The sequence below is a fragment of the Chitinophaga rhizosphaerae genome, from assembly GCF_003958645.1.
In the GTDB taxonomy this organism is placed as follows: domain Bacteria; phylum Bacteroidota; class Bacteroidia; order Chitinophagales; family Chitinophagaceae; genus Chitinophaga; species Chitinophaga rhizosphaerae.
On record NZ_RXLO01000001.1, the window covers coordinates 767,964 to 791,710 of the forward strand.

Consider the following 23,747-nt stretch of genomic DNA (forward strand, 5'->3'; position numbering starts at 1 on the left):
TGTGAAAACGGATTGACCAACGTTTAAACAACAGGTGCGCACCGCCAAGCAGGACGATAGCGCTTTAAAACACCAGTCAATGAGAATGTACCAGGAAATGTTGCGGTTGCCGGGAAAACGCAGGGGCTTCCACCTTGTTACGGACGAAGTGCTCCGCGCGATACCGGCCATCCGGGAGATAAAAACAGGCATGCTGCAAGTATTCATCCAGCATACGTCTGCCTCGCTGACCGTGAACGAGAACGCCGACCCCACGGTGCGCCGCGATTTCGAGACGTTCTTCAACAAGGCCGTTCCGGAAAACGATCCCGATTACGAACACGACTACGAAGGTGCGGACGATATGCCGGCGCACCTCAAATCTTCCCTGCTGGGATGCTCCGTGCTGCTGCCCGTTCGCAATGGCCGGCCTGCTCTTGGTACCTGGCAGGGGATCTATCTCTGCGAACATCGCGACGAAGGCGGCCCCCGCAACCTGGTCATTACCCTCTGGGGCGAATAACCTATATTTGAAGATATGCTCGTTCAACCCACCATCAGCCTCCTCCGCGAACAGACCCTGTCCGATTTTCCTTCCGGCTCCGCACTCGCTTTTAAAGACGGACGGCTGTACCTCGTGGGAGACGATGCCCGCGAACTGCGCATCCTCGATACCCAATACAGGACTACCGGGTCCGTGACGCTGTTCTCCCATCCGCAGTACCGCATTCCCAAACCGGAGAAAGCCGACCTGGAATCGGCCGTGGTGCTGAAACACAAACAGGCGCAATACCTGGCAGCCTTCGGATCGGCCAGTCTGGAAACCCGCCGGCAGATATTGCTCGTGCCTTTGCCCTTCCGTACCAGCGACCATCCCGTCATCTACACCCATTACGCCGCCGATTTCCTCGACGCCATCAGCAGGCAATTGCACGATGTCAATATCGAAGGCGCCGCCATCGCCGCCAACAAGCTGGTGCTGGCGAACAGGGGGCATGAAGACAATCCGCATAATACCCTCATCATCGCCCGGCCGGATTGCTGGAACCCCGTGCACAACGACCCGCCTTTTTTCCAACACGTCAAATTACCGGAATCCAGCCAGGGATTCCGCGGCGTATCGGACCTGTGCTACATTCCCGGCCGCGACCTGCTCCTCCTTACCCTGACCACCGAAGCCACCGCCAGCACATACGACGATGGCATTATCGGCGACAGCTACCTGGCCGTGGTCCGCGAATACAGCAAAAAAATGCGGAACGGAACGGTGATGCCCGACGAAATGGTGAACCTGACGAGCGTATCGGCCGTATTCGCCGGACAAAAGATCGAGGGCATCTGCCTGGAAAAAAACCGCGCGGAAGGCCTGCTGCTCCACCTGGTGGCCGATAACGACGCGGGCAACAGCCATCTTTTCGCCATCAACGCCATACTGTAAAACACGCTTTGGCGGATACATCGCGGCAACTTACCTTTATAGTCTCAAACACAGTTCCTTATGCGCGACGTCAATCTCTCGAACCTTCCCATCGCCGCTGCCCCCTGGAAAGAAAACGCTTCCGAGGTGCTGTACCTTTTGCAACAGGTGTACCCGGACATGGACATCCTCCAGTCTGCCGAAATGGAACAACTGGCCGAGATGCGCGACGATGATGACCAGGAAGACGCGATGGATTACCTGGGACAGGCGCTCAGCGTGTATGGATATGCGTTATACAAGATCGATTCGCTGCAGGAAGAAAACTGGTACGCGATCCTTTCCACCGACGAAACGCCGCCCGAAGCGGCCGTGTACCAGGTGAGCGAAGAAGAGATGGACCAGGAAGGCATCGCCGAGGAAAGCCGGAAAACGTACGGCCGCCGCGAAGCCACGCTCTGCAAGCTCTTCGGCCATGAATGGGGCGATCAGTTCTAATAAAACCAGCAACCATGAACATTCTCCGGCTCGATCATTTGGTGCTTACCGTGGCAGACATAGACGCCACCTGCGCATTTTACACGGTGGTACTGGGCATGGAAACGACGATTTTCGGCGAGGGCCGGAAGGCCCTGCGTTTCGGGGACCAGCAGATCAACCTGCACCAGCGCGGGCAGGAAATTGAGCCCAAAGCCGAACATCCCCTCCCCGGCTCCGCCGACCTCTGTTTCATTACGGACACGCCGCTGGAAGCCGTAGTGCGCACGCTGGAACATCACAACGTTCCCATCATCGAAAAGGGTGTGATCCGCACCGGCGCCACCGGCCCCATCCGTTCCGTTTACTTCCGCGATCCTGACGGGAACCTGGTAGAAGTGAGCAATTATCTGAAATATGCTACCGCGCTGTAACGCACTCCCATCTCCTTCTCATTGCCTTCCGCGTCAAAGATATTGATCCATATTACGCTATACTGAAGCGCCGCCGCGGGCTGGCTTTCGGAAGCGCGCGACCTTGCATCGCCCAATGAAAAGAAATGCCTATTTTTACGGGAGTTACTACGAACAGTCAATACGCCCGATACCATGTCCCATCTCCCTATCGCCTGCATTTTTCCATGCGGCGCACGCCTTGTGAAATTGAATATCATTTCGAAGCACGATTCAACCCCACGGCAGCCTTCCCGGCATCGCCGGAAGCAGATAAACCGTCATAACCGATAAGTACACCCCAAAAAATATCCCGTTTACCGGAAAATTACGAACATGTCTATCAACGAATTGCAAATATACGGCACCCGCCGCCCCGCATCCGCCGATGTACCGGGGCTTTCCCATCTGGCCAGTTTCCAGCTCAGCGGCGCCGGGCGCGGCACGCAGGAAGAACACACAATCGCCGTAACGGAGGAACATATCCTCGCCATTACGCTCGACGACGATACCATCTGGTATTGCGACCCCGCGCAACTGGAATCGCTGTTTCCCGGAACGGCCGTCCAGCAGCGCGGCGGGACCGCGGTGTACCGGTTCCCCGACACACTAACCACCGACCTTCCCGAACGCGGCGCCATGCCTGTGCTGGCGGTCAAATTGCTGGAGGTTTTCGTCAAAAAAGCCGCTGCACCCGCCATCCGCGACCTCGCGGGCGTGCTGGAAGACCGGCAGACCGGCGGCCAATATGGCTTGCTGCTGGCCGGCGACGATCTTCTTTTGACAGCCGCATCGCTGGCGGAAGGGGAAACCGCCCCATACCTGCTTTTCATCCACGGCACGGCCTCCAGTTTCGCCGGCGCTTTCGGCGATCTGCGGGACACCGACACCTGGAAGCGCCTTCGCAACATGTACGGCTCGCGGATACTGGCTTATCAGCACCGGACGCTCACGCTGTCGCCCCTCCAGAACGCGACGGAGCTGGCCCAACTATTGCCCGACGGCGCCAACCTGCATATCGTGACGCATTCGCGCGGCGGGCTCCTGGGCGACGTCCTCGCCCGCTATTCCGCAGAAGGGAAAAAAGCAGGTTTCCATGCCGTCGAAACGGAATACCTGCGCAAACACGACCGTATGGCCGACCTTGCCGCCATCGCTTCCCTCGGCGAAATTTTCCAGCACAAAAATATCCGTATATCCAAAACAGTTAGAGTGGCATGCCCTGCCAGCGGTACATTGCTGGCATCGCGGCGGTTGGACCATTATTTCAACGTGATCCTGAACCTGTTGGGTCTCGCAACCGGCTTCCATCCCGTGTTCCAGGCGTTCAAAGCTTTGTTGGGCGCGCTGGTGGCCGCCAAGGGCGATCCGGAATCGTTGCCGGGGCTGGAAGCCCAGCAGCCTGCATCCCCTTTCATCCGCGCGCTGAATAATCCCGGGCCGGAAACGCTCATCGATTCGCCGCTATTCGTTATTTCCGGGATCAGCCGGATCAGTGCGGGCTGGCGCGGACTGGCGGCTATTTTGGGGAAACTGTATTTCCGTTCCGGGAACGACCTGGTGGTGGATACCGCTTCCATGTACAACGGCGCGCGCCGGGTGCCGCAGCAGGTGCAGTATTTCCTGGACCAGGGCGCGAACGCCAATCATTTCAATTATTTCTTCAACAACGGCTCCGCCTCGGCCCTCCTGATGGCCCTCCAGGCAGACGGAGAAGGTACGGTCGCGGGATTCAATACCGGCGCACAAATGGCCGGAGACGCGCTGCGGACCGGCGTAGCGGCGGGCGGGAAGCTCGTCCGCGACCAGGTTTCCGGCAACAGGCCGGTGGTGCTCCTCGTACCGGGGCTCCTGGGCAGTTGGCTGGGCAACGGTCAAAAAACGCTCTGGCCCGATTATGGAGAATTGCTGGAAGGCGGGCTCACAGAACTTTCCATGGAAAATACATCCATCGTGGCCGAAGCCCTCCCCGCTTCCGCCTACACCGAACTGGCCGATGCGCTCCTCACTTCCCACGACGTGCTGACTTTCCCTTACGACTGGCGCCGCTCGCCCGTGGAAACAGGCGCATTGCTCGCGGAAAAAGTGAACGTGCTCCTGCAAGCCGGGCTGCGCGTACAGATCCTCGCACATGGTACGGGCGGACTGCTCGTCCGCGAGCTGGCCTACCGCCATCCCGAAACCTGGAAAGCTTTGCGCACACAGGGAGGATGCAGTGCGTTGCTGCTGGGAAGTCCGCTGGGCGGCACTTACCGCATTCCGCAGATGCTGTTCGGGGAAGACGCGGTGATCCGTCAACTCGCGGGGCTCGATCTCCATCATTCCACTGCCGAGCTTACGGAAGTGTTTGCCGGGCTCCCCGGGCTGATGTGCCTCCTTCCCTTCTCCACGGCTATTGCCGACTATGCCGATCCCACATCGTGGGAAGCGTTGCGCATCGCGCTGAAACGTCCCGGATGGCCGGTGCCTTCCGGTGAACATCTCCGGCTTTTCGCGCAATACCGGGATGATGTACGAACTGGGATGGAACATGCAGATGCCAGCGGTATCGTGTTCATCGCCGGACAATCGCCCCCGGGGCGCCATACGCCAGACGGGCACCGCATCGAACGGGACGGACGGCTCACTTTTACCGGAACGCCGGCCGGCGACGGCAGCGCGCCCTGGGCCGACAGCATCCCGGCCTACCTGCAAAAAAACGGGCAGGTGTACTTTACGGACGTTCCTTACGGCGCCCTTCCCTGCGACAAGCGGCTCTTTACCGCCATCCGGGAGATCCTGGGCACGGGGGCCACGATGTTGTTGCGCACCGAACCGCCCGTTAGCAGGGGCATCGGGAAAAGCCAGCCCCAGAAAGCCATGCTGTCTTTCGGATTATCGCCCGAAAACCTGGAACGCTCCATGCTGGGGCTTCCGCAGGATACCGTTTACCGCGAAGGCGCGGTGCCCGTTACCATCACGCTCAGCAACGGCGACTGCAAATTTGCGGCGCACCCGGTGCTGGTGGGGCATTTCCTGAACGATGGCCTTTTTTCCGCCGAAAAATCCATCAACAGGTACCTGCAGGGCGAACTGGCGCGGAGGCATGGCCTGGGCCTGTATCCCGGCGAAACGGGCACAAGCGAAACGTTCATCGTGGAAAAGCCATCGCCGTTCAAAGGCGCCATCATCGCTGGTTTGGGAAAACAGGGGGAATTAACGCCCTGGCTTTTGGCGCAAACCGTGGAGAAATCCGTCCTGAAATATTTATCGATTTTCAATAGCCCGATCGCCGTTCCCGAATCCGTGGCTACGAACAAACGTACCGTGGGCATCAGCGCGCTGGCGATCGGTTGCGGATATGGCGGGTTGAGTATCGAGAGTTCCGTGCGCGCGCTGATCGCGGGCGTGCAGGCCGCGAACGATAAAATCCGCGATAATTACGACAACGCCATTACCGTCGGCGAAATAGAATTCATCGAAATGTACCGCGACCGGGCGATGAGCTGCTTTTTGGCCATCAACCACATCGCAGAAGAAGAAAAGCAGCAATTGCATATTCTGTGGAAGAACAGGACGATCGTAAAGCGCCCCGGCAGCAGGGAACGCATGCTGATCGACAATAACAGCGACTGGTGGACGCGCATCCAGGTGCGGCAGATGGAAGACGGCGACACGGGCGACGGGTCGGGCGCGCTGCGCTTTACCATGTCTACCGACGCGGCGCGGGAAGAAGAGCGCATCCTGCACATTTCGAGAAGCGGGCTTCAGTCTTTGCTCAATACCATGAGCGGACAAAACCGCTGGAACCCGCAGCTCGCCAAGTCCATGTTCGAAATGCTGATCCCCAACGATTTCAAGGAGCAGGTGAAACGGCAGCGCAACATCAACTGGATCGTAGACACCGAAACCGCCGCATACCCCTGGGAACTGCTGCAGGACGCACTTTCCGACGCCTTACCCCTCAGTGTGAACGCCGGCATGGTGCGCCAGCTCGCCACGCGCGACTACCGCATCCGCATCAATCCCGTAGTGTCCCGAACGGCGCTCATCGTGGCCGATCCCGATCTCAGGGAAGCATTCAGCCAGCTGCCGGGCGCCCGGCATGAGGGGGAGAAAGTGCAGCAGCTCCTCGAAGCGCAGGACTATAACACCTGGCCATTGCTTAACGCGTCAGACGCAGACATCCTTACTACCCTCTTCGCCCGCGACTACAAGATCATCCATCTTGCCGGCCACGGCGTATTCGACCCGGAAAACTATCTCAAAAGCGGCATGCTCATCGGGCCTGACGCCTGTCTCAACACGACCCATCTCCACCAAATCCCTACCGTTCCCGAGTTCGTATTCGTGAACTGCTGTTTCCTGGGCGAAATGGACAGCGGCGCAGAAGCCCGCTACCAGCAAAGATATCAGCTCGCTGCCAACTTCGGGACGCAACTGATCAATAACGGCGTCCGCGCCGTGATCGTGGCGGGATGGGCGGTAGACGACGCTGCCGCGCTCGATTTTACGGAGAAATTATATGGAGAATTATTCGAGGGAAATAATTTCGGGGATGCGGTGAAAGCCGCGCGCCGGCACATTTTCGATTTGCATGGCCACCGCACCAACACCTGGGGCGCATACCAGTGCTACGGCGACCCTTTTTATATCATGGAGCCCCGCGGCAATGCGCGGCAAACATACGGACAATTCCTCCTGGCAGACGATGCGGAGATCATGCTGTCGAACATCCTCAGCGCCCTCGACCTGGGAGATGGCGATCCGCAATACACGCTCCGCCAGGTGGAAGATATTTGCAGGCGGGTGGATGAAAACCATATCCGCACTTCCGCCATCACCGAGTTGGAAGCCTTGCTCTACGCGAGCCTCCGGCAATACGGCCCCGCGATTCAGCTATTTACCCAACTGCTGCAGGCCGAAGCCGCCAACTTCTCCGGCGCTACGGTGGAACGCTACTGCGCCGTACGGCTCGCGCATCTCATGCAGCAATACCAGTCGGACGCTGCGCTCAAAACCGACCCCGCGCAGCGGGAAACCTTCATCGCACAAACCGACCGCATCATCAGCGATATTGTTTTTCTGCGGAACATGGGCGCCACTTCGGAAAGGCTGCACCTGCTCGGCGGCGCATACAAACGGAAAGCCTACCTCAGCGAAGGCAAAGCGAAGAAAGCCGCGTACCGCGCATCCGCCGATTGTTACCGCGACGCTGCCGGCATGAACGCCAACAGCACAAAAACGTATAGCCTTTCCTGTTACTACCTGCTGCAAAACGCGCTGTTGCTCGCCGGCGCGCAGGGCCCGGCCAAAGAACTCGCCGGATCGGAACTGAAACAGGCGCTGGACGCGCATCGCCGACACCCCATCGATCTGCTCGACGGACAGGCTTACCGGCATCTTGTCACAGAAGGGCACCTGCTACTGGGGCTGCATCTGCTGCACCCCAACCCCCAATTTTTCCGGGAAGCGGAAACCGTTTACCAGTCGGCCATGCGGCAGCCGGCGCACCCGGTGATGAAGCAGGCGGATGCGGGCGTGTTCGAGTTTATAGACGATGTGTTGTCGCTCGCGGGCAAAAAACGGCTCGCCCGTGCTGAAAAAGCGCGGGAGGAATTGCGGCCGCTGCGGGAATTGATGCCCTAGGATCCCGCTTTCCTGGAGCGCATGGCTCTTGTGTGCTGGAGTGAAGGATCTTTACTGAAGCGGTCGTATTCCGGGGTGCCTTTGGCGTAGATGGCGATACGGCCCTGTTCGTCGTAATGGATGCCCCACCCATAACGTTTTCCCAGCGGGGACGCGCGGAGACAGGCGCGGCCCGTCTGGAAATATTCGGTTCGGGCGTCTTTGCGGGCCTGTCCGGCAAGGCCTTCCTTATCGGCGTACTGGTTGAAAATGATATCGTCGGAAGTATATTTATAGGGATGGGCGATGATCATATCGAACTGATAGGACGCTACGGTGATTTTGCCGCCTTTTGCCTGGGGGATTTCCCCTTCCGCCACCGGACAATCTTCCGCCACTTCGATAAATGTATTGATGTAATTGGTTGTTTTCATGGATGCATCGTTTGAAACGGGAATCAATCGGACTGAAATCTTTCTGGACATCAAAATTAAGTTTACGGCGCCGTTTGTTGAAATGAATTACTTCCAGCGCCCGAACTTCGGATGATGGATGCGTTGTGAGGAATATATACCCGCATGGCCGCTGCAAAAATACGCCGTGAGGCAAGCTGCGCCAAAGTACACTACATTGCCTGCGCCAAAAAGTTCGATGCCCATGAGCGTGCAGGCGATGGGCGTATTCGTAGCACCGGCAAACACGGCGATGAAGCCCAGGCCGGCGAGCAGGTCTACCGGCGCCCCGGTATACAGCGCAATGGTGTTGCCGAGCGTGGCCCCGATGAAAAAGAGCGGTGTCACTTCTCCCCCTTTGAACCCCATCCCCAGCGTCACCACGGTAAAAACGAGTTTCCACAGCCAGCTGAATTGGGCTACGCCGCCTTCCCTGAATGCGTTCACGATGGAAATGCCTGCCGGGTCCGGCGCGTGAACGCCTAATCCGATGTAATCCTCCGTTCCCGCGATAAAAACAAGTGCGATCACGATACAGCCGCCCACGAATGGCGTCAGCCAGGGCGTTTTCACGAATATTTTGCCGGATACATCTTTCAACGCATGCATGGCCCAGGAAAACAGCCGGCCGGCAAATCCGAACGCCGCGCCTGCAACGATCGTGATACCGAGCAACCACCCGTTGAACGCACCACCGAATTGGATGGCGTAATGGGTATGGGTAACGCCCCAGAGCTGGCAAACCTGGTCAGACAGGTACGCCGCAATGAAGCAGGGCACCAGGGCTTTGAAATCGCGCAATTTGCCGTTCCCGATCGCCAATACTTCCAGGGCAAATACCGCACCTGCGACAGGCGTTCCGAAAACCGCACCGAACCCGCCGGCGATCCCCATCATGAGTACGATCCGCGTATCTGCTTCGTCCAGCTTCATCCACCGGCCGATCCTCGACGCCAGGCTGCCGCCCATTTGAACGGCCGTTCCCTCGCGGCCGGCGGAGCCGCCGAACAGGTGGGTCACGAGCGTGGTGAGCAGCACGAGCGGCGTCATCCGCAAAGGCACGCCGCCACCGGGCTCATGGATTTCGTCGATAACGAGGTTGTTGCCTGCGCCGGAGTTTTTCCCTAAAAAATGATACAGGGCCCAGATGCCGATCCCCGCCAGCGGCAACAGGTACAGCAGCCAGGGATTTCCCCAGCGGGTTTCCGTTACGAGATCCAGCAAAATGAGGAAGACAGCCACGGCCGATCCGGTGAAAAGCGACACGAGCAGGGCGATGAGCGCAAAATAAACTAAATAAAACCTGGAGTAAAAAACGTCGATCGGAGAATTTGAATCGTTCATACCTACAAATAGTTTAATAACCGGCCGAAGCCGTCAATATTTGCAGGCGCCATCAGCTGCGAAGCAGCGGTTTGGGTCAGGAAGACACCATTTCCTGTTTTAATGGCTGCAAGGTAAGCAATAATTTCTTGCCTGTCAAGCGCAGCGCCGCCGTCCACGGATCGGCAGACGGCGGCGCATGGTTCCCTTTGATATTTTCAGGATGTCGTTTTGCCGAGTGCATCGCGCACGGCGGGCGCTACGCGCGTTCCGAACAACTCGATGCAGCGCAGCACTTTTTCCGGTTCGATATACCCTTTCACGAGCTGGCCGAGGAAACGGGTATGGCCGAAAAGCTGGTGCTGGTAGAGGATCTTGTCCACCACTTCCTGCACGCTGCCCACGAAGAGCGGGCCGTCGGGTAAACGGAGGTATTCGAATTGTTCGCGGGTGATGGGCTGCCAGCCGCGGTCGAGGCCCACGCGGTTCATGAGCGCCTCGTACGAAGGCCAGAATTCATCGGCGGCCTGGTCGGAATTTTCCGAGATATACATCTGGCTGTTGATACCGAATTGCAGTTTGGACAGGTCGTGCCCCGCTTCTTCCGCCGCTTTTTTATAGAGGTTCATGAAGGGAACGAACTGCGCAGGGCGCCCACCGAGGATGGCCACGATAAGCGGCAGCCCCAGCTTTCCGGCCCTGACGGCCGACGCAGGCGTACCGCCCGCGGCGATCCATACGGGCAGGGAAGGTTGATAGGGCCGGGGATATACGCCGCGGTTGGTGACCGGCGCGCGGTACTTCCCTTTCCAGGTAAGGGTTTCGTTTTCGTTGATCTCCAGCAGCATCTGGAGTTTTTCGATGAACAGCTGATCGTAGTCGCTCAGGCTGAACCCGAACAGCGGGAACGATTCCGTAAACGAGCCCCGGCCCGCCATGATCTCCGCACGGCCGCCGGAAATGAGATCCAGCGTGGCGAACTGCTGGAACGTGCGGACGGGGTCCGCCGAACTGAGCACCGTCACCGAACTGGTGAGCCGGATATGCTCCGTTACGGAAGCGATGCCGGCGAGGGCTACTTCCGGCGCGGAAATGATAAAGTCCGGGCGATGGTGCTCGCCCAGGGCGAACACGTCGAGTCCTGTCTGATCGGCCATGCGCGCTTCCGCGATGAGTTCCTGCATGGCGAGGAAGGATGCGCGGGCGCCGCCGCTCACACCTTCCGGTCTGATTTCTCCGAATGAGCTGATTCCTAATTCCATAGTTCCGGTTTGAGGTACAAAAATAGGTGAAACCCTCCAGCCCCCGCCCCCCGGTGACCTGCAGGTAAGTACATCCAGCCGGGTGGAATACGTACCCGATCGCAACAATATATTGAATATCAATTTATTATCTTTCAGCACATGTATAACACGTTCCCATCCGGCGGCATTACCCACAAAAAAGCCCCCCGGTTCCCGGGAGGCTTCGAAATTTCTTGTTGCGTTTCGTAAAGCGGAATTATTGCGGTTTGTGCTCCATCCCCACCATCCACTGAATGCCGAATTTATCCGTGCACATCCCGAAAAGCGGGCTCCAGAACGTGGGCGCCAGCGGCATGGTCACTTTTCCACCTTCGGAAAGACCATCGAATATTTTTCTGCTTTCGGCTTCATCGGCGGTGGTAAGCGAAACAAAGCTCGCATTGCCCTGGTTCACGGTGCCAAACGACGGCGGGCAGTCGCTCCCCATTAAAACGTTGTTGCCTACGGGCAAAGCTACATGCATCACCAGGTTGCCTTCTTCGGGTTTCGAGTCGTGCGCCGGGGAAGGCGGGGCATCCTTCATCCGCATGATGCCCGGAGGTGCAAAATCGCCGCCCAGCACGGATTTGTAATGCTCGAAAGCTTCCGCACAATTGCCGTTGAAGTTCAGATAAGGATTCATTGTTGCCATGTTGCAGTTTTTTTATGATTTGATAGATTGAGCGATAACATCTTCCAATACCTCCGCATGAAACCCGGACTTCTCCAGCAAGCCGATCACCGCCTGTGCATCCACCTCGGCGCCGTCGCGGCACACCCGGAGGATGCGGTCGCAATCTTCCAGGTCGAAGTTGGCGCGGCATCCTTCCAGCACTTCCGCAATGGCGGCCACCAACTGCCGGGCGATGGCTTCCGAAGCTACGTCTGTTTTGAATATTTCGATCATGCGGGGGATTTGATAACGCAAAAATAGCGGGCGATGTTCACAAATGTGGGGTGTAAAAAAGGCAAAATACGGGGTGGATTGCGCCAATTATTCTACTTATTTTTGACACATGAAGCACATCTCCATTCTCATTCCCAAAGGCGCCGTGGCGCTGGGCTGTATCGAAGGATCGTTCAGGGTGTTCACCCAGGCCAACGAATTTCTCCGCGCCGCTGGGGAAGAACCCATGTTCAACGTGCAGTTTGTAGGGATGACGGACCAGCCGCAGGTGTACGACCGCCTTTTCACCGTTCAGCCGGATACCCGGATCGCCGACCTCCGCAAAACCGACCTCATCATCATCCCCGCCGTGAACGGCGATATGGACGAGGTGATCGCGGACAACGAGGAATTCCTCCCCTGGATCCGCCAGCAGCACGCGCGCGGCGCGGAAGTGGCGAGCCTTTGCGTAGGGGCTTTCCTCCTCGCGGCGAGCGGATTGGTTGACGGCAAGAAATGCTCGACCCACTGGCTGTCGGAGCCCCTTTTCCGCGATATGTTCCCCAAAGTAGAACTCGTTCCCGACCGGATCATCACCGACGAACAGGGCACCTATTCCAGCGGTGGCGCCAACTCTTTCTATAACCTGCTGCTGCACCTCGTGGAAAAATTCACCTACCGCGATGTGGCGATCCTTTGCTCCAAGTATTTCGCCATCGAGATCGACCGCGACAGCCAGAGCGCATTCATCATGTTCAAAGGCCAGAAAGACCATCCAGACGATTCCGTGCGCGAGATTCAGTCTTACATCGAATCGAATTTCGCGGAGCGCATTACGGTCGACCAGCTCACATCGCACTTCGCGATCAGCCGGCGCAGCCTGGAACGGCGTTTCAAGAAAGCCACGCGCAACACCGTTACCGAATACATCCAGCGGGTGAAGATAGAAGCGGCGAAAAAAGGGTTCGAAACGAGCCGGAAAAATATCACGGAAGTGATGTTCGAAGTAGGCTATACCGACAACAAGGCTTTCCGGACGCTGTTCAAACGCACGACCGGCCTCTCGCCCGTGGAATACCGCAAAAAGTACAACCGCGAAGTGCCGTTGCCCGCGCGCAACTGACGCATTCCCGGTTTTTCTTTATATTGTAACCCGAAACCCTGGACACACATGCAATTTCAGTATCCATCCACTCCTCCTCCTGCCGTGCAGCTGTAACCACAGATGATTCACGGACGTTCGTAAAAAGCCGCACCATCCTTCGCGGCCCGCTTTGCTATTCCTCCCAGGGGTTGTCTGACACAGCTTTTCCCGCTACTGAACGGGCGTGAATGTTTTTGCACGCTCATTTCCCGTTCCGGCTTTCCGCCGGACGATTTCCTGTATCCGGGAACGCACGGCCGTTCCCCCAACCCGATCATCGATGACCAGATATATGTTCATGGTATTTGCCGGTGCGTGCAGCTACGGCATGTTGTCTACTTTCGTCAAACTCGCATACCGACAGGGTTTCGGCCCTGTCCACATCGCTTTTCTGCAGGCGCTCACGGGCATGTGCGTGCTGTGGGGCATTTCTCTTTTGAAGGAAAAATCGCGCTTCCGCATCCATATGCCGCTGCTGGCGACGGGCGCCGCCATCGGGCTGACGTCTTTCGTCTACTACGTTTCCGTGCAGTACATACCCGCGTCGCTCGCGATCGTTTTGCTGATGCAATTCGTGTGGATGGGGATTTTGTTCGACTGGCTGTTGTTCGGCCAACGGCCCGGCGGGCGGCATTGGCTGTGTGTGGGGCTCATTCTTGCGGGCACGTTTTTATCGTCCGGCGTATCGGCCGGCGCTCAATTTCCGGCCGGTTATTGGAAAGGCGTTGGCCTGTCGCTGTTGTCCGCTTTCTTCTATGCGGTGTTTATCGTCGCCAACAGCAAGGCCGGGCAGGACGTGCCCCCTGTGCGCAAAAGCGCCGTGATGATGACGGGCGCATCCCTGGCGATCTTCCTCGTCAATTGCAGGACGCTCGTGCCCATACCGTTCCCCGGCGCGGGGATTTTGCCATGGACGGCTTTCCTGGCGTTTTTCGGCACCATTCTGCCGCCATTGCTTTTTGCGAAAGGGATCCCGAAGATCGGCGCATCGATGAGCGCGCTGGTCATGTCTGCCGAATTGCCCGTGGCCGTGCTTTGCTCCAGCCTGCTGCTGCGCGAGGCGGTAAATCCGCTGCAATGGTGCGGTGTGGGGTTGATGCTCGCGGCCATGGCGTTGTTGCCGAAAACCGCCGTTAAGGCGGCGCTAAAGCAACCCGGGCAAACTGCCTGACCGCCCGCGAAATACCCGCTGCAAGCAATGCAGCTAAACGCTTTGTGGCCCGGAGGAACGTCTGGTCAGACCGTTCTCCCGGGCCACGAATGCGTATTGAAAATATGGGTTATTGCGCGGACAAGGAATCCTTCCGCGCGCGTTCCGCTTCTTTTTCCAGGCGTTTCTGTTCTTTGGCTTCCGCCTTGTCTCTCCGGCGGAAGAACCCGCGGAGCAGGAAGTTGTGCTGCAACGCTTCCATGTTCTCATCGAGCTTGTAGGTGCTGGATTGCAGGTTCCTGATCGTGGTTTTGAGGGATTGGGCCGTGGCTTCATCGTTCAGCAACATCCCGGCCGGCGTTTTACTGCTTTTCAGGTTATCGTTCACGCTGGCGCTCGCGGCCTGGAGGTTGTTCATCACGCTGTCTATCCCCTTCGACGCCGATTCGATCCTGCTCATCGACGAGCGCAGGTTCGAAAACACGATGGTATCCGTCACGAGATCGTTGGCCAGGGAACCCTTGCGCTGCAATTTCCCCGTGTAGTCGGTCAGGTTAGCGGTAATGCGGCGGGTGTTTTCCGTTGTGCGCTGCAATCCGGCGATGGCGCCCTTCAGATCGTTGTACACCGTGTCACTGGAAATCAACCGTCCCAAAGAACCTTCTCCGTCCGCGATCTTTTTGGTGATCGTTTTCAGGTTCCCGGTAATTTCCACGAGGCTTTTATTGTTGACCTGCAGCGTTTCGAGCAGCTCGTCGCTGCTGATGGCGGTCACCACCGCAATGGTATCCCCGTCTTCCACCGCCGGTACGCCGGCCGTTCCGCCAGACAGTGCGATGATCTTGTTGCCCACCAGCCCGTCGGAACTCACTTTGGCCACCACATCCTTATGAATGAATTCGCGGCTGCGCTTGTCGATCTCCATCCGCACCTGGATGCGGTCGTGCCCCAGGAAGCTGATGGATTTGATGGTGCCGACCTTCACGCCGGAATACCAGACGTTGTCTCCTTTGGCGAGGCCGCCGATGTCGTGAAACACGGCCACTACGCCGAGGCTGGACATGAATGTTTTTTTCTGTCCTCCCAGGATAAGGATTCCCGCAACGAAAATGAGCAATCCGATAAACACGAATATACCTACGATGACGCCTCTTTTTGTGCTTTTATCGTTCATGGCTTACTGAATAAAATTGTAATCATAAAATTCCCGGATCAGTTCATCACTGTTGTCGGAAAATACCGTATCAAAATCTCCCTGGCGGATGAATTTCCCTTCTTTCATCACGGCTATTTTATCGCCCGTGGCGCGGGCGCAGGTTAAGTCGTGCGTGATGATGATGGAGCTGGTCTTGAACCGTTTTTGTACTTCATTGATGAGCGTGTTGATCTCCGTGCAGGTAATGGGGTCCAGACCGGCCGTGGGCTCGTCGTACAGCATGATTTCCGGCCGCAGGATGAGCGTCCGCGCGATCCCGATGCGTTTTCGCTGGCCGCCCGACAATTCTGCCGGCATCTGGTTGATCGTTTGCGACAATCCTACCGCCTCGAGTACGATATCGACCAATCTGCGGCGCTGGTCGGCCGTCATTTTCGGGTCGTTCCGTTTGAGGGGGAATTCGAGGTTTTCGCCGACGGTCATACTGTCGTACAGCGCGCCGTTCTGGAAGCAAAACCCGAGTTTGAGGCGGAGCTCGCGCAGTTCTACGGTTCCCAGTTCGGGAACTTCCTGCCCCAAAACGTTGACCGTTCCTGCATCCGGTTTCAGCAGCCCGGCGATGATCTTGATCAGGACTGATTTTCCCGTTCCCGATCGCCCCAGCACTACGATGTTCTCGCCTTTGAACAGGTCGAGGTCTACGCCGCGCAGTACGTGGTTGGCCCCGAAAGATTTGTACAATCCCCGGATGCTGATGACGGTGTCATTCCAATCAATTTCTGGCGTAAATGGTTTCATATGCTGTGTTTACCGGATCGAGTTAACGATTTGCACGATCACGATCTCTTCGATAAAGATCAGGAACATGGATATCACCACTGCCACATTCGCCGCTTTCCCCACGCCCGTGGTGCCCTGCGAGGCGTTGAAGCCCTGGTAGCAGGATACGACGCCGATGGTAAATCCGAAACAGATGGATTTGAATAAGGACGAGGCCAGGTCGAGGAAGGAAATATTGGCGAAAGCCTTGTTGAAGAAGGCGGTGATGCTGGTTTGTTCGTTAAGGTGGATGTCGAGGAAAGAGCCCATCATACCCACGAGCGCCGTGTACGACATGAGGAGCGGCAGGCAGACGGTGCAGGCCAGGATGCGCGTCACCACGAGGTATTTGAACGGGTTGATGGCCGACACCTCCATGGCGTCTATCTGTTCGGTCACCTTCATGGACGCCAGTTCCGCCCCGATGCTGGAACCTACCTTGCCGGCACAGATGAGCGCGGTCACCAAAGGCGCCAGGGCGCGGATCACCGCGATGGAAATGAGGGAAGGCAACCACGACGTGGCACCGAACTCCGCCAGCGATGGGCGGCTTTGTTTCGTGAACACCAGGCCCGTGATGAAACCGGTGAGACTGATCAGCGCCAGCGATTTGTAGCCGACCATGAAACACTGGCGGATAAATTCCTGTACTTCCAGCGGCGGGCGCAGCACTTCGCGGAAAAAGCGGCTGATAAATCGGAAAATATCATAGACGCTTAAAAAGAAAGCATCTACCTTACTGGAAATGAGTGGCTTCTCCGGTTGATCGTTGGATTCCATGTGCTGCATTTAGTTCAATACTATTACAAATTCCGGTAAGGAATTGTTAACATTTGAATTTGGCAGGCAAATGTCATGCCCAAACTCATAACGGGACTGATTTCCCGGTTTTTGCGGAGATTTTCGCCGCTTCCAGGATGCGGACCACCATCACGTTGTTCTCCAGTGAATAGAGGCTCCAGGGCGCCACGGTCTCTTTCCCTTTCACTACCGCCGCCAGGTACACGAACGGATCGGTATAAACTTTCAATGCTTCCGGCGTCACTTTGGATTCCTGTGCGCGGCCGTTGGTGCCGCGGCGGATGAGCGTGGCCGCGTCAGGGGCAGACAGGGCTGCCTGGGTGCCGTAAATCTCCATGTCTTTGCGGTTGAACGTCCAGTTCCACGATGCCTGGATCACCGCCTGCGCACCGGGGTAATCCACGATGATGGTAGCGTCGTCGTCCACTTTCGGGTACACTTCCGGCTTGAACCGGCGGGTGACGGCGTTTACGGATACGGGAGACCGGTCCCGCATGAGAGCGGTCATGATATTGGCGCCATAGCACCCGAAATCGGTAAGCGCGCCGGCGCCGTTTAGCACCGGGTCGGTAAGCCAGGCCAGGAATTCGGGGCTGCACCCGATTTCTTTGGGGCCCTGGTGGCCGTGGTTGAAGCGCGCCATGCGGAGGGTGCCGGTGTAGTTGCTGTCGACCGCGAGCTGGAGGGTTTTGTGGACCGAGGGGTACCAGCTGGTTTCGTAATTGGTGAGCAGGTGGATGCGATGCTTCCGCGCCAGGGCTTCCATTTTTCGGGCATGGTCCAGGTTGGCCGCGAGCGGTTTTTCCACCATGACGTGGATGCCCCGGGGCGCGCAGGCTTCCGTGACTTCCAGGTGCGCGAATACCGACCCGAAAGCCAGTACGGCTTCCGGCTTCAGGGCGTCGAGCATGGCGGTGAGGTCCGTGTAAAACCGGTTGCGGGGGATGTTGTACTGGCGCGCGGCTTTTGCGGCCAGGGCGGTATCCGGTTCCCAGATGCCGGTTACTTCGATGTCCGGCTTGCCCGTTCTCCCGAGTATCCAGCCGGAATGGCCGTGTGATATACCCGCCACCGCCACGCGCAGCGGAGGCGCCTGGGCCCGGGTATCCGATATCAGGAGGAAAAAGAGGGCGGACAGGAAAAATATCGATCGGTGCTGCATGGTAGAACGGGTTTTTCCGCAGACAATATCTAAAAAATATGTAACATTCTTCCCTTCTCCCCGTTCAACATTCCGTGCGTCGTCCATTATTTCGTCATCCCTGCAACCGACCCTCATGTATCGCCTTCGTTTCCCGTATGTAGTTTTCACCATTCACCACCCATCGAAGTCGATATCCGGGATATGATGCAATTGCCCGAACGCTATAAAACGTTTGATACCATGAAATTGATCCTTACGCAAAGCAGCATGCGATGTTTCTTTCCCGCCGTCGTTACGGCAACCATGACGTTTTCCGCCTGCAAAGAATCGCCCGGTACGGTAAGCGGCGCAGTTCTGAACAGGTTTTCGGACATAAAGCCGTAGATGTGCCCATTGCAACGGGCAACAATACGGTCACGCGCATCGATATTGAAGATGTTTCGCTATGGCCCCGCATGTAATAAAAACCCGAACCTGTAAAACATACCTCCGTAACCATGCTTGAATTTTACCCAAAAAACAATGCCCGATCAATGACCTGGGCACTGATGGCAGCCGCGCTAATTTTCACCGCCTGCAAGAAATCGGACAGAGACCGGCCCGGCATCGTGGAAGGCGAAGTTGTGGACGTGGACACGGGGCTCCCGATAGCCGGTGTCACCGTCTGCCTCAATACCTGCCAGCGGGTGGGCGGCGATGCTTTCCATTGCGAAACAACACATGAAATGAAAACGGGCGCCGACGGAAAATACAGCCTTACTTTCCGGGGCCGGCGCTCGAAGAATTTCCGGCTGGAACTGGTGTCGAGCGATAGCATCCTTCCCTACACTTCCTACAATATCCAGCCCGGCCAGAAAACACGGATACGCCTGGAGGCCATACGCGCATTTCCCGCGAAGGTCAGACTCGTGATCCGGAAAAACGAAGCCCCGCAGCTGTACTGCAAAAACAGCATATTGCCCCCTGGGCCGCTGGATACGACGTTCAGCGTATGGGGCCCTAAAAACACGGATTTCATCCTTCATTTGGGGGCGCAGGATAAAACGGCCGGATTTGTCCGCGGCGTAAGGAAAATCATTCCCATCTTTCCCGGCAATTCGGAAACTACGCTTATTGTCATCGAAGACATGCTCCAATTGCCCAAACTCCAGTAAAATTTCAAAAACCGACTTGCATGAAAATCATGATACCGATCCTGGCTTCGATCGTTTTTTTGGGTGGAGCAGGATGTAAAAAGGCTGCAGACCTGAAGGCGACCGGCCATGTGGAAGGTCAGGTGATCGACCGGAATACCGGAAATCCCATCCCCGGTGCCAAATTGTATGTTTCTGGATGCAAAACCGGGTTCCTCGGCGGCAGCGGAGACTGCAACCAGCTGGCAACCGCCATTACCGACGCGGAAGGCAGGTACCGCATCACCTGGAACGGCGACGGATATTCCAACACTTTTTACCTGAGGGCCGCATATACAGACAGCGCCCAAATCGCGGACATGGGATACGGTACCCTCCTGACATTGGAAAAGAATAATTTCGTAACCATACACGGTTTCAAAGGCCGCAAAATGAATGTACGGGTGACGGTGAACAAAAACGAAGGCCGCCTGCTGCGGCTCCGTTATGGTACCACTTACCCTACACGTGGATGGCTTGGGCCCGGGGTGGCAGACACGACGTTTACCGTATGGGCGGTGCCCGGTAACAGCACGCCGCTCTGGATTGCCGCGCTGGACCAGCAGCAGGAAAACTACCACGGCATATCCGTCCTGATCCGCGTAGCACCGTGGACGGAAGCGGTACGGGACACTGCGTTCGCGATAGACGATATCCTGGCGCAGCCAAAACTGCCCCAGTTTCAGCCTTGACAGCTTACAGCCATAACGAAAGAAGCCCCCGCGCGGGGGCTTCTCCTGTTTCAGCAAGAAGTTCAGTTACATGGTGTAAACCATTAGATCATGGTGCGCTCCCAGAACGGAGGAGGCTCGATGCCCAGCGACCGCAGGTATACATACCCTTGTCCTCGGTGATGGTTCTCATTATCGAGGAAATAAAACCAGGCGCCCACCATCGGCTGCTCACCGTATCCGAATGCGTTCACCGTTTCCAGCCAGCGTTCCGGTGCGATCTGGGGCCATACGCGGTCGATCTCCGCGGTGATATCGTCCCAGAGCTGCAGCAGTTCCGCTTTGGTGGCCGGGGGCGTATAATCTTTCACACGGGCGGATACGCTTTCTGAGGTTGCCTCGTTCCAGTCGTTCGTCAAAAAGCCATTAGCGCCTTTTGCGGCGATCAGCGCCAGTTCCATGGCCATTACCGCGAAAGGGCGCATGCCGCCGATACTGTATTCATACAGCTCCTTTTCCGGGAATGCGTCGATCACGCGACGGGTAAGGGCGCGGTGGCCCTGCCAGTGTTTACGGATCTGTTCGGGCGTCATCGTGTTGGCCGTAGCCTGGATAGTGGTGCTCATATAAAGGTGATTTTTTGTTTGTGACACAAAGAAAACCAGGGGCTGTGACAACCCTATGTCAGCAGAAAAAAATCTTTTTTTACTTAAATCCTGCTGACACACTGTTGTCAAAACCCGGTCGGACATTTGTATCAACAAACACAAAAAACCAAATATCATGCAAACCTCCTTCGCTACCGCCGCCCTTTCCGTATCCACCCTGTTGCAGGATTTCGCCCAATATAACCTGTGGGCCAATACCACGCTCGCCAACTGGCTCCGCACCAAACCGGACGATAATATGGCCATAACGGTCCCTTCCAGCTTCAGCAGCATCCGCGCCACGTTGCTGCACATTTGGGCCACCGAGAATTACTGGCTGTCGATGATCTGCCAGCGGGAATATACACCCATCGATGCGGAGCATTACGACGGTGATTTCGATTCGATCATCGAAGGGCTGCTGGACACTTCGGAAAGGCTGGTGGCGTTTACCGATACGCTGGAAGACGATGCCGCAACGGGCGAGCTGTATTATGATTCGCCCTGGGTGAAGGGATTCCGCCCCCTCGTGCAATACGGGCTGCATGTTTTCAACCACAGTACTTACCACCGCGGGCAGATCGTGACCATCGGCCGTGGATTGGGATATAAGGATGCACCCATGACGGATTACAATTTCTATAATTTCTTCGCTAAATAAGGGTGCTTTTGCGCCAAGGGTACGGGGCGTTCCTGCGGAAGGGGCGCCCCGTCGTTTTATCGCCAACGGGGCGCAAACGTGCCGGTGCGACAAGTTGCAGGGGCATTTGTGACACGCCTATATTTCATACAATTATCTATCAATATCTTATTGAAAAACAACCATTCGCAACCCTCAAACATATTGGTGTCCGGGGGCCTTTCCATGCCAAAAAGAGGGGTGTTTTGTGACAGGGTAATCCTTTACCTTTACTGTCGTTAATGCACGAAACACCATGAAAACTGTATCACTGGTCATTTACGAAGAAGCCATCCTCTCGGCCATCGCTGGCGTGCTGGATGTGTTCGAAGGCGCGAATGCGCTATCGGTTCAGGCTGGCAAGGAGCCTCCTTTCAAAGTGGAGTTGGTGAGTGAGAAAGTGAAGCATATCCAGCTGAACGTACCTGCATTGTTTTTCTGTTACAAATCCATGGCCGATGTGAAGGAAACGGACCTGGTGATCGTTCCTGCGTTCCACGGCCGGCCGGACCAGGTGCTGCAAAAGAACGCAGGCATCGCGCCATGGCTGTCGGAAATGCGGAACCTCGGGGCCGAAGTGGCCAGTCTTTGCCTGGGCAGTTATTTCCTCGCGGAAGCCGGGCTGCTGAACGGCCGCACCTGTACCAGCCACTGGCAGGCGATCCCCGACATGCAGCAGCGGTACCCCGCCGCCAAGGTGCTGTCTGACAAGGTCATCACCGACGAAGACGGGGTGTATACGAGCGGAGGGGCGTTTTCCAGCCTCAACCTCGTCTTGTACATGGTAGAGAAATTCTGTAACAAAGATATCGGGGTGATGCTCAGCAAGATGTTCTCCATCGACATCGACCGCGTCAACCAGGCGCATTTCATGGTATTCCAGGGCCAGCGCCGGCATGAAGACGACCAGATCCTCCGGGCCCAGGTCTTCATCGAAGAAAACTACCACCTCCCCATTTCCGTGGAGCAGATCGCGGAGCAAACCAGCATGAGCAAACGGAACTTCATCCGCAGGTTCAAAAATGCCACCAACAATACCCCCCTCGAATACCTCCAGCGCGTGAAGATCGAATCCGCCAAAAAAGCCCTCGAAAGCAACGCGCAAAATATCAGCACGCTCATGTACGACGTGGGTTACAACGATCTGAAGACCTTCCGTTCCGTATTCAAGAAAGTAACGGGCCTCACTCCCCAGGAATACCGCAGGAAGTATTGCCGTACCGCTGTGGCGTAATCAGGTAAAATCATTCATTCCATCCTGCTGGCCGTTCCATTCGCGGTAGAACTGTTCGAGGTAACGTTCCATGAAAACATGGCGTTCTTCGGCGAGGGCTTTGCCCGTGGCGGTATTCATCCGGTCTTTGAGCAACAGCAATTTTTCGTAGAAATGATTGATGGTCGGGGAAGCGGACGTTTTGTACGCTTCCTTCGTCATATGCATATCCGGCGCAATGGCCGGATCGTACAGCGCGCGATTGCGGAAACCGCCGTAATTGAACGCCCGCGCAATACCGACTGCCCCCAGGGCATCCAGCCGGTCGGCATCCTGCACCACGGCCAGCTCGGCAGACCAGTACGTCCGCGCTTCGTTGCCGCCTTTGAAGGAAATGTGCCGGATGATCTGGGTAACGGGAACGATAATATCCTCCCCTACCTGCAGGCTCCGCAGAAATGCCGCAGCCTTCGCCGGCCCGATCTCTTCGTCGCCATCGTGGAACTTCGAATCCGCAATATCGTGCAGCAGCGCCCCCAGCTCCACGATGAGCGGGTTTACTTCTTCATGCCTGGCGATCTGGCGCGCAGATTGCCAAACGCGGTGGATGTGCCACCAGTCGTGCCCGCCTTCGGCTTCGGCCAGTTCCTGTTTAACGTATTGTACGGTTGCGTCGATGATCGCGGTGTGGGAGGTATGGTGCAAAGTCGTTATAGCTGAAGAATTCATTTTTGGCAATGCTATTATTTACTTTCTCTTAATTCCCTTATTTTTTCCAGTTGAATAACGTCGACTTTATCTTTGGGGCGATCTATCACTTTCTTATTCTGAATAAGGTGATTAATATGCAAAAAAGGTACTTTTACTGTTCCCAGGTCGGCAATTGACGCCATTTCAAAACATTTATCGAAACTTAGATCCTCCAACCCCTTCATTTCGGTCATAATATCCAACTCGATACCTGTTCCAATCCTAAAACTGGTCCAATCAGGAACAAACTGCATTGTTTCTACGAATGAGAATTCTGTCCCATAGCCAAGATCGGTAAATGTTTTCGCCAGGCGCTTCCTGTTTTCCAAAGTATCATCCAGCCAAATATCCAAATCATCGGTACTTCTGTTAAACCCATGGAATCGCGTCGCAAAACCACCGATCATGATATATCGTACGTTATTCTTGGCAAGTGTTTCCCAAAACTTCAACAATTCTTCGTTGAGAACATCCATGCAAGCTTTATTTATGGGTTATTTTTGCCTTTTTTAGAAGATTGTTTGT

At 56.4% G+C, this 23,747-nt stretch carries 23 protein-coding genes and 1 riboswitch; of the genes, 11 read left to right on the top strand and 12 right to left on the bottom strand.

The genetic code is table 11. From position 1 onward, the window contains the following. The first annotated feature begins 79 nt into the window (after positions 1 to 79). The 5 genes from EJ361_RS03065 (at position 80) to EJ361_RS03085 (ending at position 7,953) form a co-directional block, all read left to right on the top strand. A complete protein-coding gene (locus EJ361_RS03065) occupies positions 80 to 502 on the top strand; it encodes a secondary thiamine-phosphate synthase enzyme YjbQ (protein ID WP_126243862.1) in 423 nt (140 codons plus the stop codon). A gap of 15 nt (positions 503 to 517) precedes the next feature. Continuing rightward, entirely contained in the window at positions 518 to 1,417 is a 900-nt protein-coding gene (locus tag EJ361_RS03070) for a DUF6929 family protein (protein WP_126243863.1), read from the top strand. A gap of 60 nt (positions 1,418 to 1,477) precedes the next feature. Further along, positions 1,478 to 1,894: a hypothetical protein gene (locus tag EJ361_RS03075; protein ID WP_126243864.1), complete on the top strand. Its 417-nt coding sequence runs from the start codon at positions 1,478 to 1,480 to the stop codon at positions 1,892 to 1,894. Positions 1,895 to 1,908: 14 nt separating this feature from the next. Beyond that, on the top strand, positions 1,909 to 2,307 hold the full coding sequence (locus EJ361_RS03080; RefSeq protein ID WP_126243865.1) for a VOC family protein: 399 nt from the start codon (positions 1,909 to 1,911) through the stop codon (positions 2,305 to 2,307). 354 nt (positions 2,308 to 2,661) lie between these two features. Beyond that, a complete protein-coding gene (locus EJ361_RS03085) occupies positions 2,662 to 7,953 on the top strand; it encodes a DUF7379 domain-containing protein (protein WP_126243866.1) in 5,292 nt (1,763 codons plus the stop codon). On the opposite strand, the gene EJ361_RS03090 is transcribed toward EJ361_RS03085, so the two are convergent. From EJ361_RS03090 to EJ361_RS03110, 5 genes are all read right to left on the bottom strand, one after another. Beyond that, the gene (locus EJ361_RS03090) at positions 7,950 to 8,366 is read right to left on the bottom strand and encodes a DUF6157 family protein (protein WP_126243867.1); all 417 of its coding nucleotides are present in this window, start codon (positions 8,364 to 8,366) and stop codon (positions 7,950 to 7,952) included. The two genes, EJ361_RS03085 and EJ361_RS03090, sit on opposite strands and share 4 nt — an antisense overlap. A gap of 87 nt (positions 8,367 to 8,453) precedes the next feature. Then, positions 8,454 to 9,728 (bottom strand): voltage-gated chloride channel family protein, encoded by a 1,275-nt coding sequence (locus EJ361_RS03095; RefSeq protein WP_126243868.1) that lies wholly within the window; start codon positions 9,726 to 9,728, stop codon positions 8,454 to 8,456. A gap of 36 nt (positions 9,729 to 9,764) precedes the next feature. Next, a riboswitch (Fluoride riboswitch) is annotated at positions 9,765 to 9,832 on the bottom strand. Positions 9,833 to 9,925: 93 nt separating this feature from the next. Beyond that, the gene (locus EJ361_RS03100) at positions 9,926 to 10,969 is read right to left on the bottom strand and encodes an LLM class flavin-dependent oxidoreductase (RefSeq protein WP_126243869.1); all 1,044 of its coding nucleotides are present in this window, start codon (positions 10,967 to 10,969) and stop codon (positions 9,926 to 9,928) included. Positions 10,970 to 11,207: 238 nt separating this feature from the next. After that, positions 11,208 to 11,642, bottom strand: a complete 435-nt coding sequence (locus EJ361_RS03105) for a VOC family protein (RefSeq protein WP_126243870.1) — start codon at positions 11,640 to 11,642, stop codon at positions 11,208 to 11,210. 12 nt (positions 11,643 to 11,654) lie between these two features. Then, the gene (locus EJ361_RS03110) at positions 11,655 to 11,897 is read right to left on the bottom strand and encodes a hypothetical protein (protein WP_126243871.1); all 243 of its coding nucleotides are present in this window, start codon (positions 11,895 to 11,897) and stop codon (positions 11,655 to 11,657) included. Positions 11,898 to 12,006: 109 nt separating this feature from the next. Here EJ361_RS03110 and EJ361_RS03115 point away from each other — a divergent pair, with 109 nt between their 5' ends. Together EJ361_RS03115 and EJ361_RS03120 are read left to right on the top strand one after the other, a co-directional pair. Next, positions 12,007 to 12,999 carry a GlxA family transcriptional regulator gene (locus tag EJ361_RS03115; RefSeq protein WP_126243872.1) on the top strand — a complete coding sequence of 331 codons (993 nt, stop codon included), beginning with the start codon at positions 12,007 to 12,009 and terminating at the stop codon, positions 12,997 to 12,999. A 301-nt stretch (positions 13,000 to 13,300) separates the two neighbouring features. Next, positions 13,301 to 14,191 (top strand): EamA family transporter, encoded by an 891-nt coding sequence (locus EJ361_RS03120; RefSeq protein ID WP_126243873.1) that lies wholly within the window; start codon positions 13,301 to 13,303, stop codon positions 14,189 to 14,191. A gap of 109 nt (positions 14,192 to 14,300) precedes the next feature. Here EJ361_RS03120 and EJ361_RS03125 read toward each other — a convergent pair whose 3' ends face one another. From EJ361_RS03125 to EJ361_RS03140, 4 genes are all read right to left on the bottom strand, one after another. Beyond that, the gene (locus tag EJ361_RS03125; protein WP_126243874.1) at positions 14,301 to 15,344 is read right to left on the bottom strand and encodes an MlaD family protein; all 1,044 of its coding nucleotides are present in this window, start codon (positions 15,342 to 15,344) and stop codon (positions 14,301 to 14,303) included. 3 nt (positions 15,345 to 15,347) lie between these two features. Further along, positions 15,348 to 16,124, bottom strand: a complete 777-nt coding sequence (locus EJ361_RS03130; RefSeq protein WP_126243875.1) for an ABC transporter ATP-binding protein — start codon at positions 16,122 to 16,124, stop codon at positions 15,348 to 15,350. A gap of 9 nt (positions 16,125 to 16,133) precedes the next feature. Further along, the gene (locus EJ361_RS03135; RefSeq protein WP_126243876.1) at positions 16,134 to 16,925 is read right to left on the bottom strand and encodes an MlaE family ABC transporter permease; all 792 of its coding nucleotides are present in this window, start codon (positions 16,923 to 16,925) and stop codon (positions 16,134 to 16,136) included. Positions 16,926 to 17,010: 85 nt separating this feature from the next. Beyond that, positions 17,011 to 18,108 (bottom strand): Gfo/Idh/MocA family protein, encoded by a 1,098-nt coding sequence (locus EJ361_RS03140; protein ID WP_126243877.1) that lies wholly within the window; start codon positions 18,106 to 18,108, stop codon positions 17,011 to 17,013. A 515-nt stretch (positions 18,109 to 18,623) separates the two neighbouring features. On the opposite strand from EJ361_RS03140, the gene EJ361_RS03145 reads away from it, so the two are divergent. Together EJ361_RS03145 and EJ361_RS03150 are read left to right on the top strand one after the other, a co-directional pair. Further along, on the top strand, positions 18,624 to 19,244 hold the full coding sequence (locus EJ361_RS03145) for a peptidase associated/transthyretin-like domain-containing protein (protein ID WP_126243878.1): 621 nt from the start codon (positions 18,624 to 18,626) through the stop codon (positions 19,242 to 19,244). A gap of 20 nt (positions 19,245 to 19,264) precedes the next feature. After that, entirely contained in the window at positions 19,265 to 19,954 is a 690-nt protein-coding gene (locus EJ361_RS03150; protein ID WP_126243879.1) for a peptidase associated/transthyretin-like domain-containing protein, read from the top strand. Between the two features lie 83 nt (positions 19,955 to 20,037). Here the strand turns inward: EJ361_RS03150 and EJ361_RS03155 are convergent, their stop codons facing one another. After that, entirely contained in the window at positions 20,038 to 20,559 is a 522-nt protein-coding gene (locus tag EJ361_RS03155; protein WP_126243880.1) for a DinB family protein, read from the bottom strand. A gap of 157 nt (positions 20,560 to 20,716) precedes the next feature. Between EJ361_RS03155 and EJ361_RS03160 the strand changes: the two genes are divergently transcribed. Beyond that, a complete protein-coding gene (locus EJ361_RS03160; protein WP_126243881.1) occupies positions 20,717 to 21,241 on the top strand; it encodes a DinB family protein in 525 nt (174 codons plus the stop codon). 274 nt (positions 21,242 to 21,515) lie between these two features. Further along, positions 21,516 to 22,493 (top strand): GlxA family transcriptional regulator, encoded by a 978-nt coding sequence (locus EJ361_RS03165; protein ID WP_126243882.1) that lies wholly within the window; start codon positions 21,516 to 21,518, stop codon positions 22,491 to 22,493. Here the strand turns inward: EJ361_RS03165 and EJ361_RS03170 are convergent, their stop codons facing one another. After that, on the bottom strand, positions 22,494 to 23,201 hold the full coding sequence (locus EJ361_RS03170) for an HD domain-containing protein (protein WP_126243883.1): 708 nt from the start codon (positions 23,199 to 23,201) through the stop codon (positions 22,494 to 22,496). Positions 23,202 to 23,215: 14 nt separating this feature from the next. Further along, the gene (locus EJ361_RS03175) at positions 23,216 to 23,698 is read right to left on the bottom strand and encodes a hypothetical protein (RefSeq protein ID WP_126243884.1); all 483 of its coding nucleotides are present in this window, start codon (positions 23,696 to 23,698) and stop codon (positions 23,216 to 23,218) included. Between the last annotated feature and the right edge of the window lie 49 nt (positions 23,699 to 23,747).

Bases quoted from the DNA above. Each gene is read 5' to 3' on its own strand.
- EJ361_RS03065 (WP_126243862.1), top strand. From the start codon at position 80: ATGAGAATGTACCAGGAAATGTTGCGGTTGCCGGGAAAACGCAGGGGC.
- EJ361_RS03070 (WP_126243863.1), top strand. From the start codon at position 518: ATGCTCGTTCAACCCACCATCAGCCTCCTCCGCGAACAGACCCTGTCC.
- EJ361_RS03075 (WP_126243864.1), top strand. From the start codon at position 1,478: ATGCGCGACGTCAATCTCTCGAACCTTCCCATCGCCGCTGCCCCCTGG.
- EJ361_RS03080 (WP_126243865.1), top strand. From the start codon at position 1,909: ATGAACATTCTCCGGCTCGATCATTTGGTGCTTACCGTGGCAGACATA.
- EJ361_RS03085 (WP_126243866.1), top strand. From the start codon at position 2,662: ATGTCTATCAACGAATTGCAAATATACGGCACCCGCCGCCCCGCATCC.
- EJ361_RS03090 (WP_126243867.1), bottom strand. From the start codon at position 8,366: ATGAAAACAACCAATTACATCAATACATTTATCGAAGTGGCGGAAGAT.
- EJ361_RS03095 (WP_126243868.1), bottom strand. From the start codon at position 9,728: ATGAACGATTCAAATTCTCCGATCGACGTTTTTTACTCCAGGTTTTAT.
- EJ361_RS03100 (WP_126243869.1), bottom strand. From the start codon at position 10,969: ATGGAATTAGGAATCAGCTCATTCGGAGAAATCAGACCGGAAGGTGTG.
- EJ361_RS03105 (WP_126243870.1), bottom strand. From the start codon at position 11,642: ATGGCAACAATGAATCCTTATCTGAACTTCAACGGCAATTGTGCGGAA.
- EJ361_RS03110 (WP_126243871.1), bottom strand. From the start codon at position 11,897: ATGATCGAAATATTCAAAACAGACGTAGCTTCGGAAGCCATCGCCCGG.
- EJ361_RS03115 (WP_126243872.1), top strand. From the start codon at position 12,007: ATGAAGCACATCTCCATTCTCATTCCCAAAGGCGCCGTGGCGCTGGGC.
- EJ361_RS03120 (WP_126243873.1), top strand. From the start codon at position 13,301: ATGACCAGATATATGTTCATGGTATTTGCCGGTGCGTGCAGCTACGGC.
- EJ361_RS03125 (WP_126243874.1), bottom strand. From the start codon at position 15,344: ATGAACGATAAAAGCACAAAAAGAGGCGTCATCGTAGGTATATTCGTG.
- EJ361_RS03130 (WP_126243875.1), bottom strand. From the start codon at position 16,124: ATGAAACCATTTACGCCAGAAATTGATTGGAATGACACCGTCATCAGC.
- EJ361_RS03135 (WP_126243876.1), bottom strand. From the start codon at position 16,925: ATGGAATCCAACGATCAACCGGAGAAGCCACTCATTTCCAGTAAGGTA.
- EJ361_RS03140 (WP_126243877.1), bottom strand. From the start codon at position 18,108: ATGCAGCACCGATCGATATTTTTCCTGTCCGCCCTCTTTTTCCTCCTG.
- EJ361_RS03145 (WP_126243878.1), top strand. From the start codon at position 18,624: ATGACCTGGGCACTGATGGCAGCCGCGCTAATTTTCACCGCCTGCAAG.
- EJ361_RS03150 (WP_126243879.1), top strand. From the start codon at position 19,265: ATGAAAATCATGATACCGATCCTGGCTTCGATCGTTTTTTTGGGTGGA.
- EJ361_RS03155 (WP_126243880.1), bottom strand. From the start codon at position 20,559: ATGAGCACCACTATCCAGGCTACGGCCAACACGATGACGCCCGAACAG.
- EJ361_RS03160 (WP_126243881.1), top strand. From the start codon at position 20,717: ATGCAAACCTCCTTCGCTACCGCCGCCCTTTCCGTATCCACCCTGTTG.
- EJ361_RS03165 (WP_126243882.1), top strand. From the start codon at position 21,516: ATGAAAACTGTATCACTGGTCATTTACGAAGAAGCCATCCTCTCGGCC.
- EJ361_RS03170 (WP_126243883.1), bottom strand. From the start codon at position 23,201: ATGAATTCTTCAGCTATAACGACTTTGCACCATACCTCCCACACCGCG.
- EJ361_RS03175 (WP_126243884.1), bottom strand. From the start codon at position 23,698: ATGGATGTTCTCAACGAAGAATTGTTGAAGTTTTGGGAAACACTTGCC.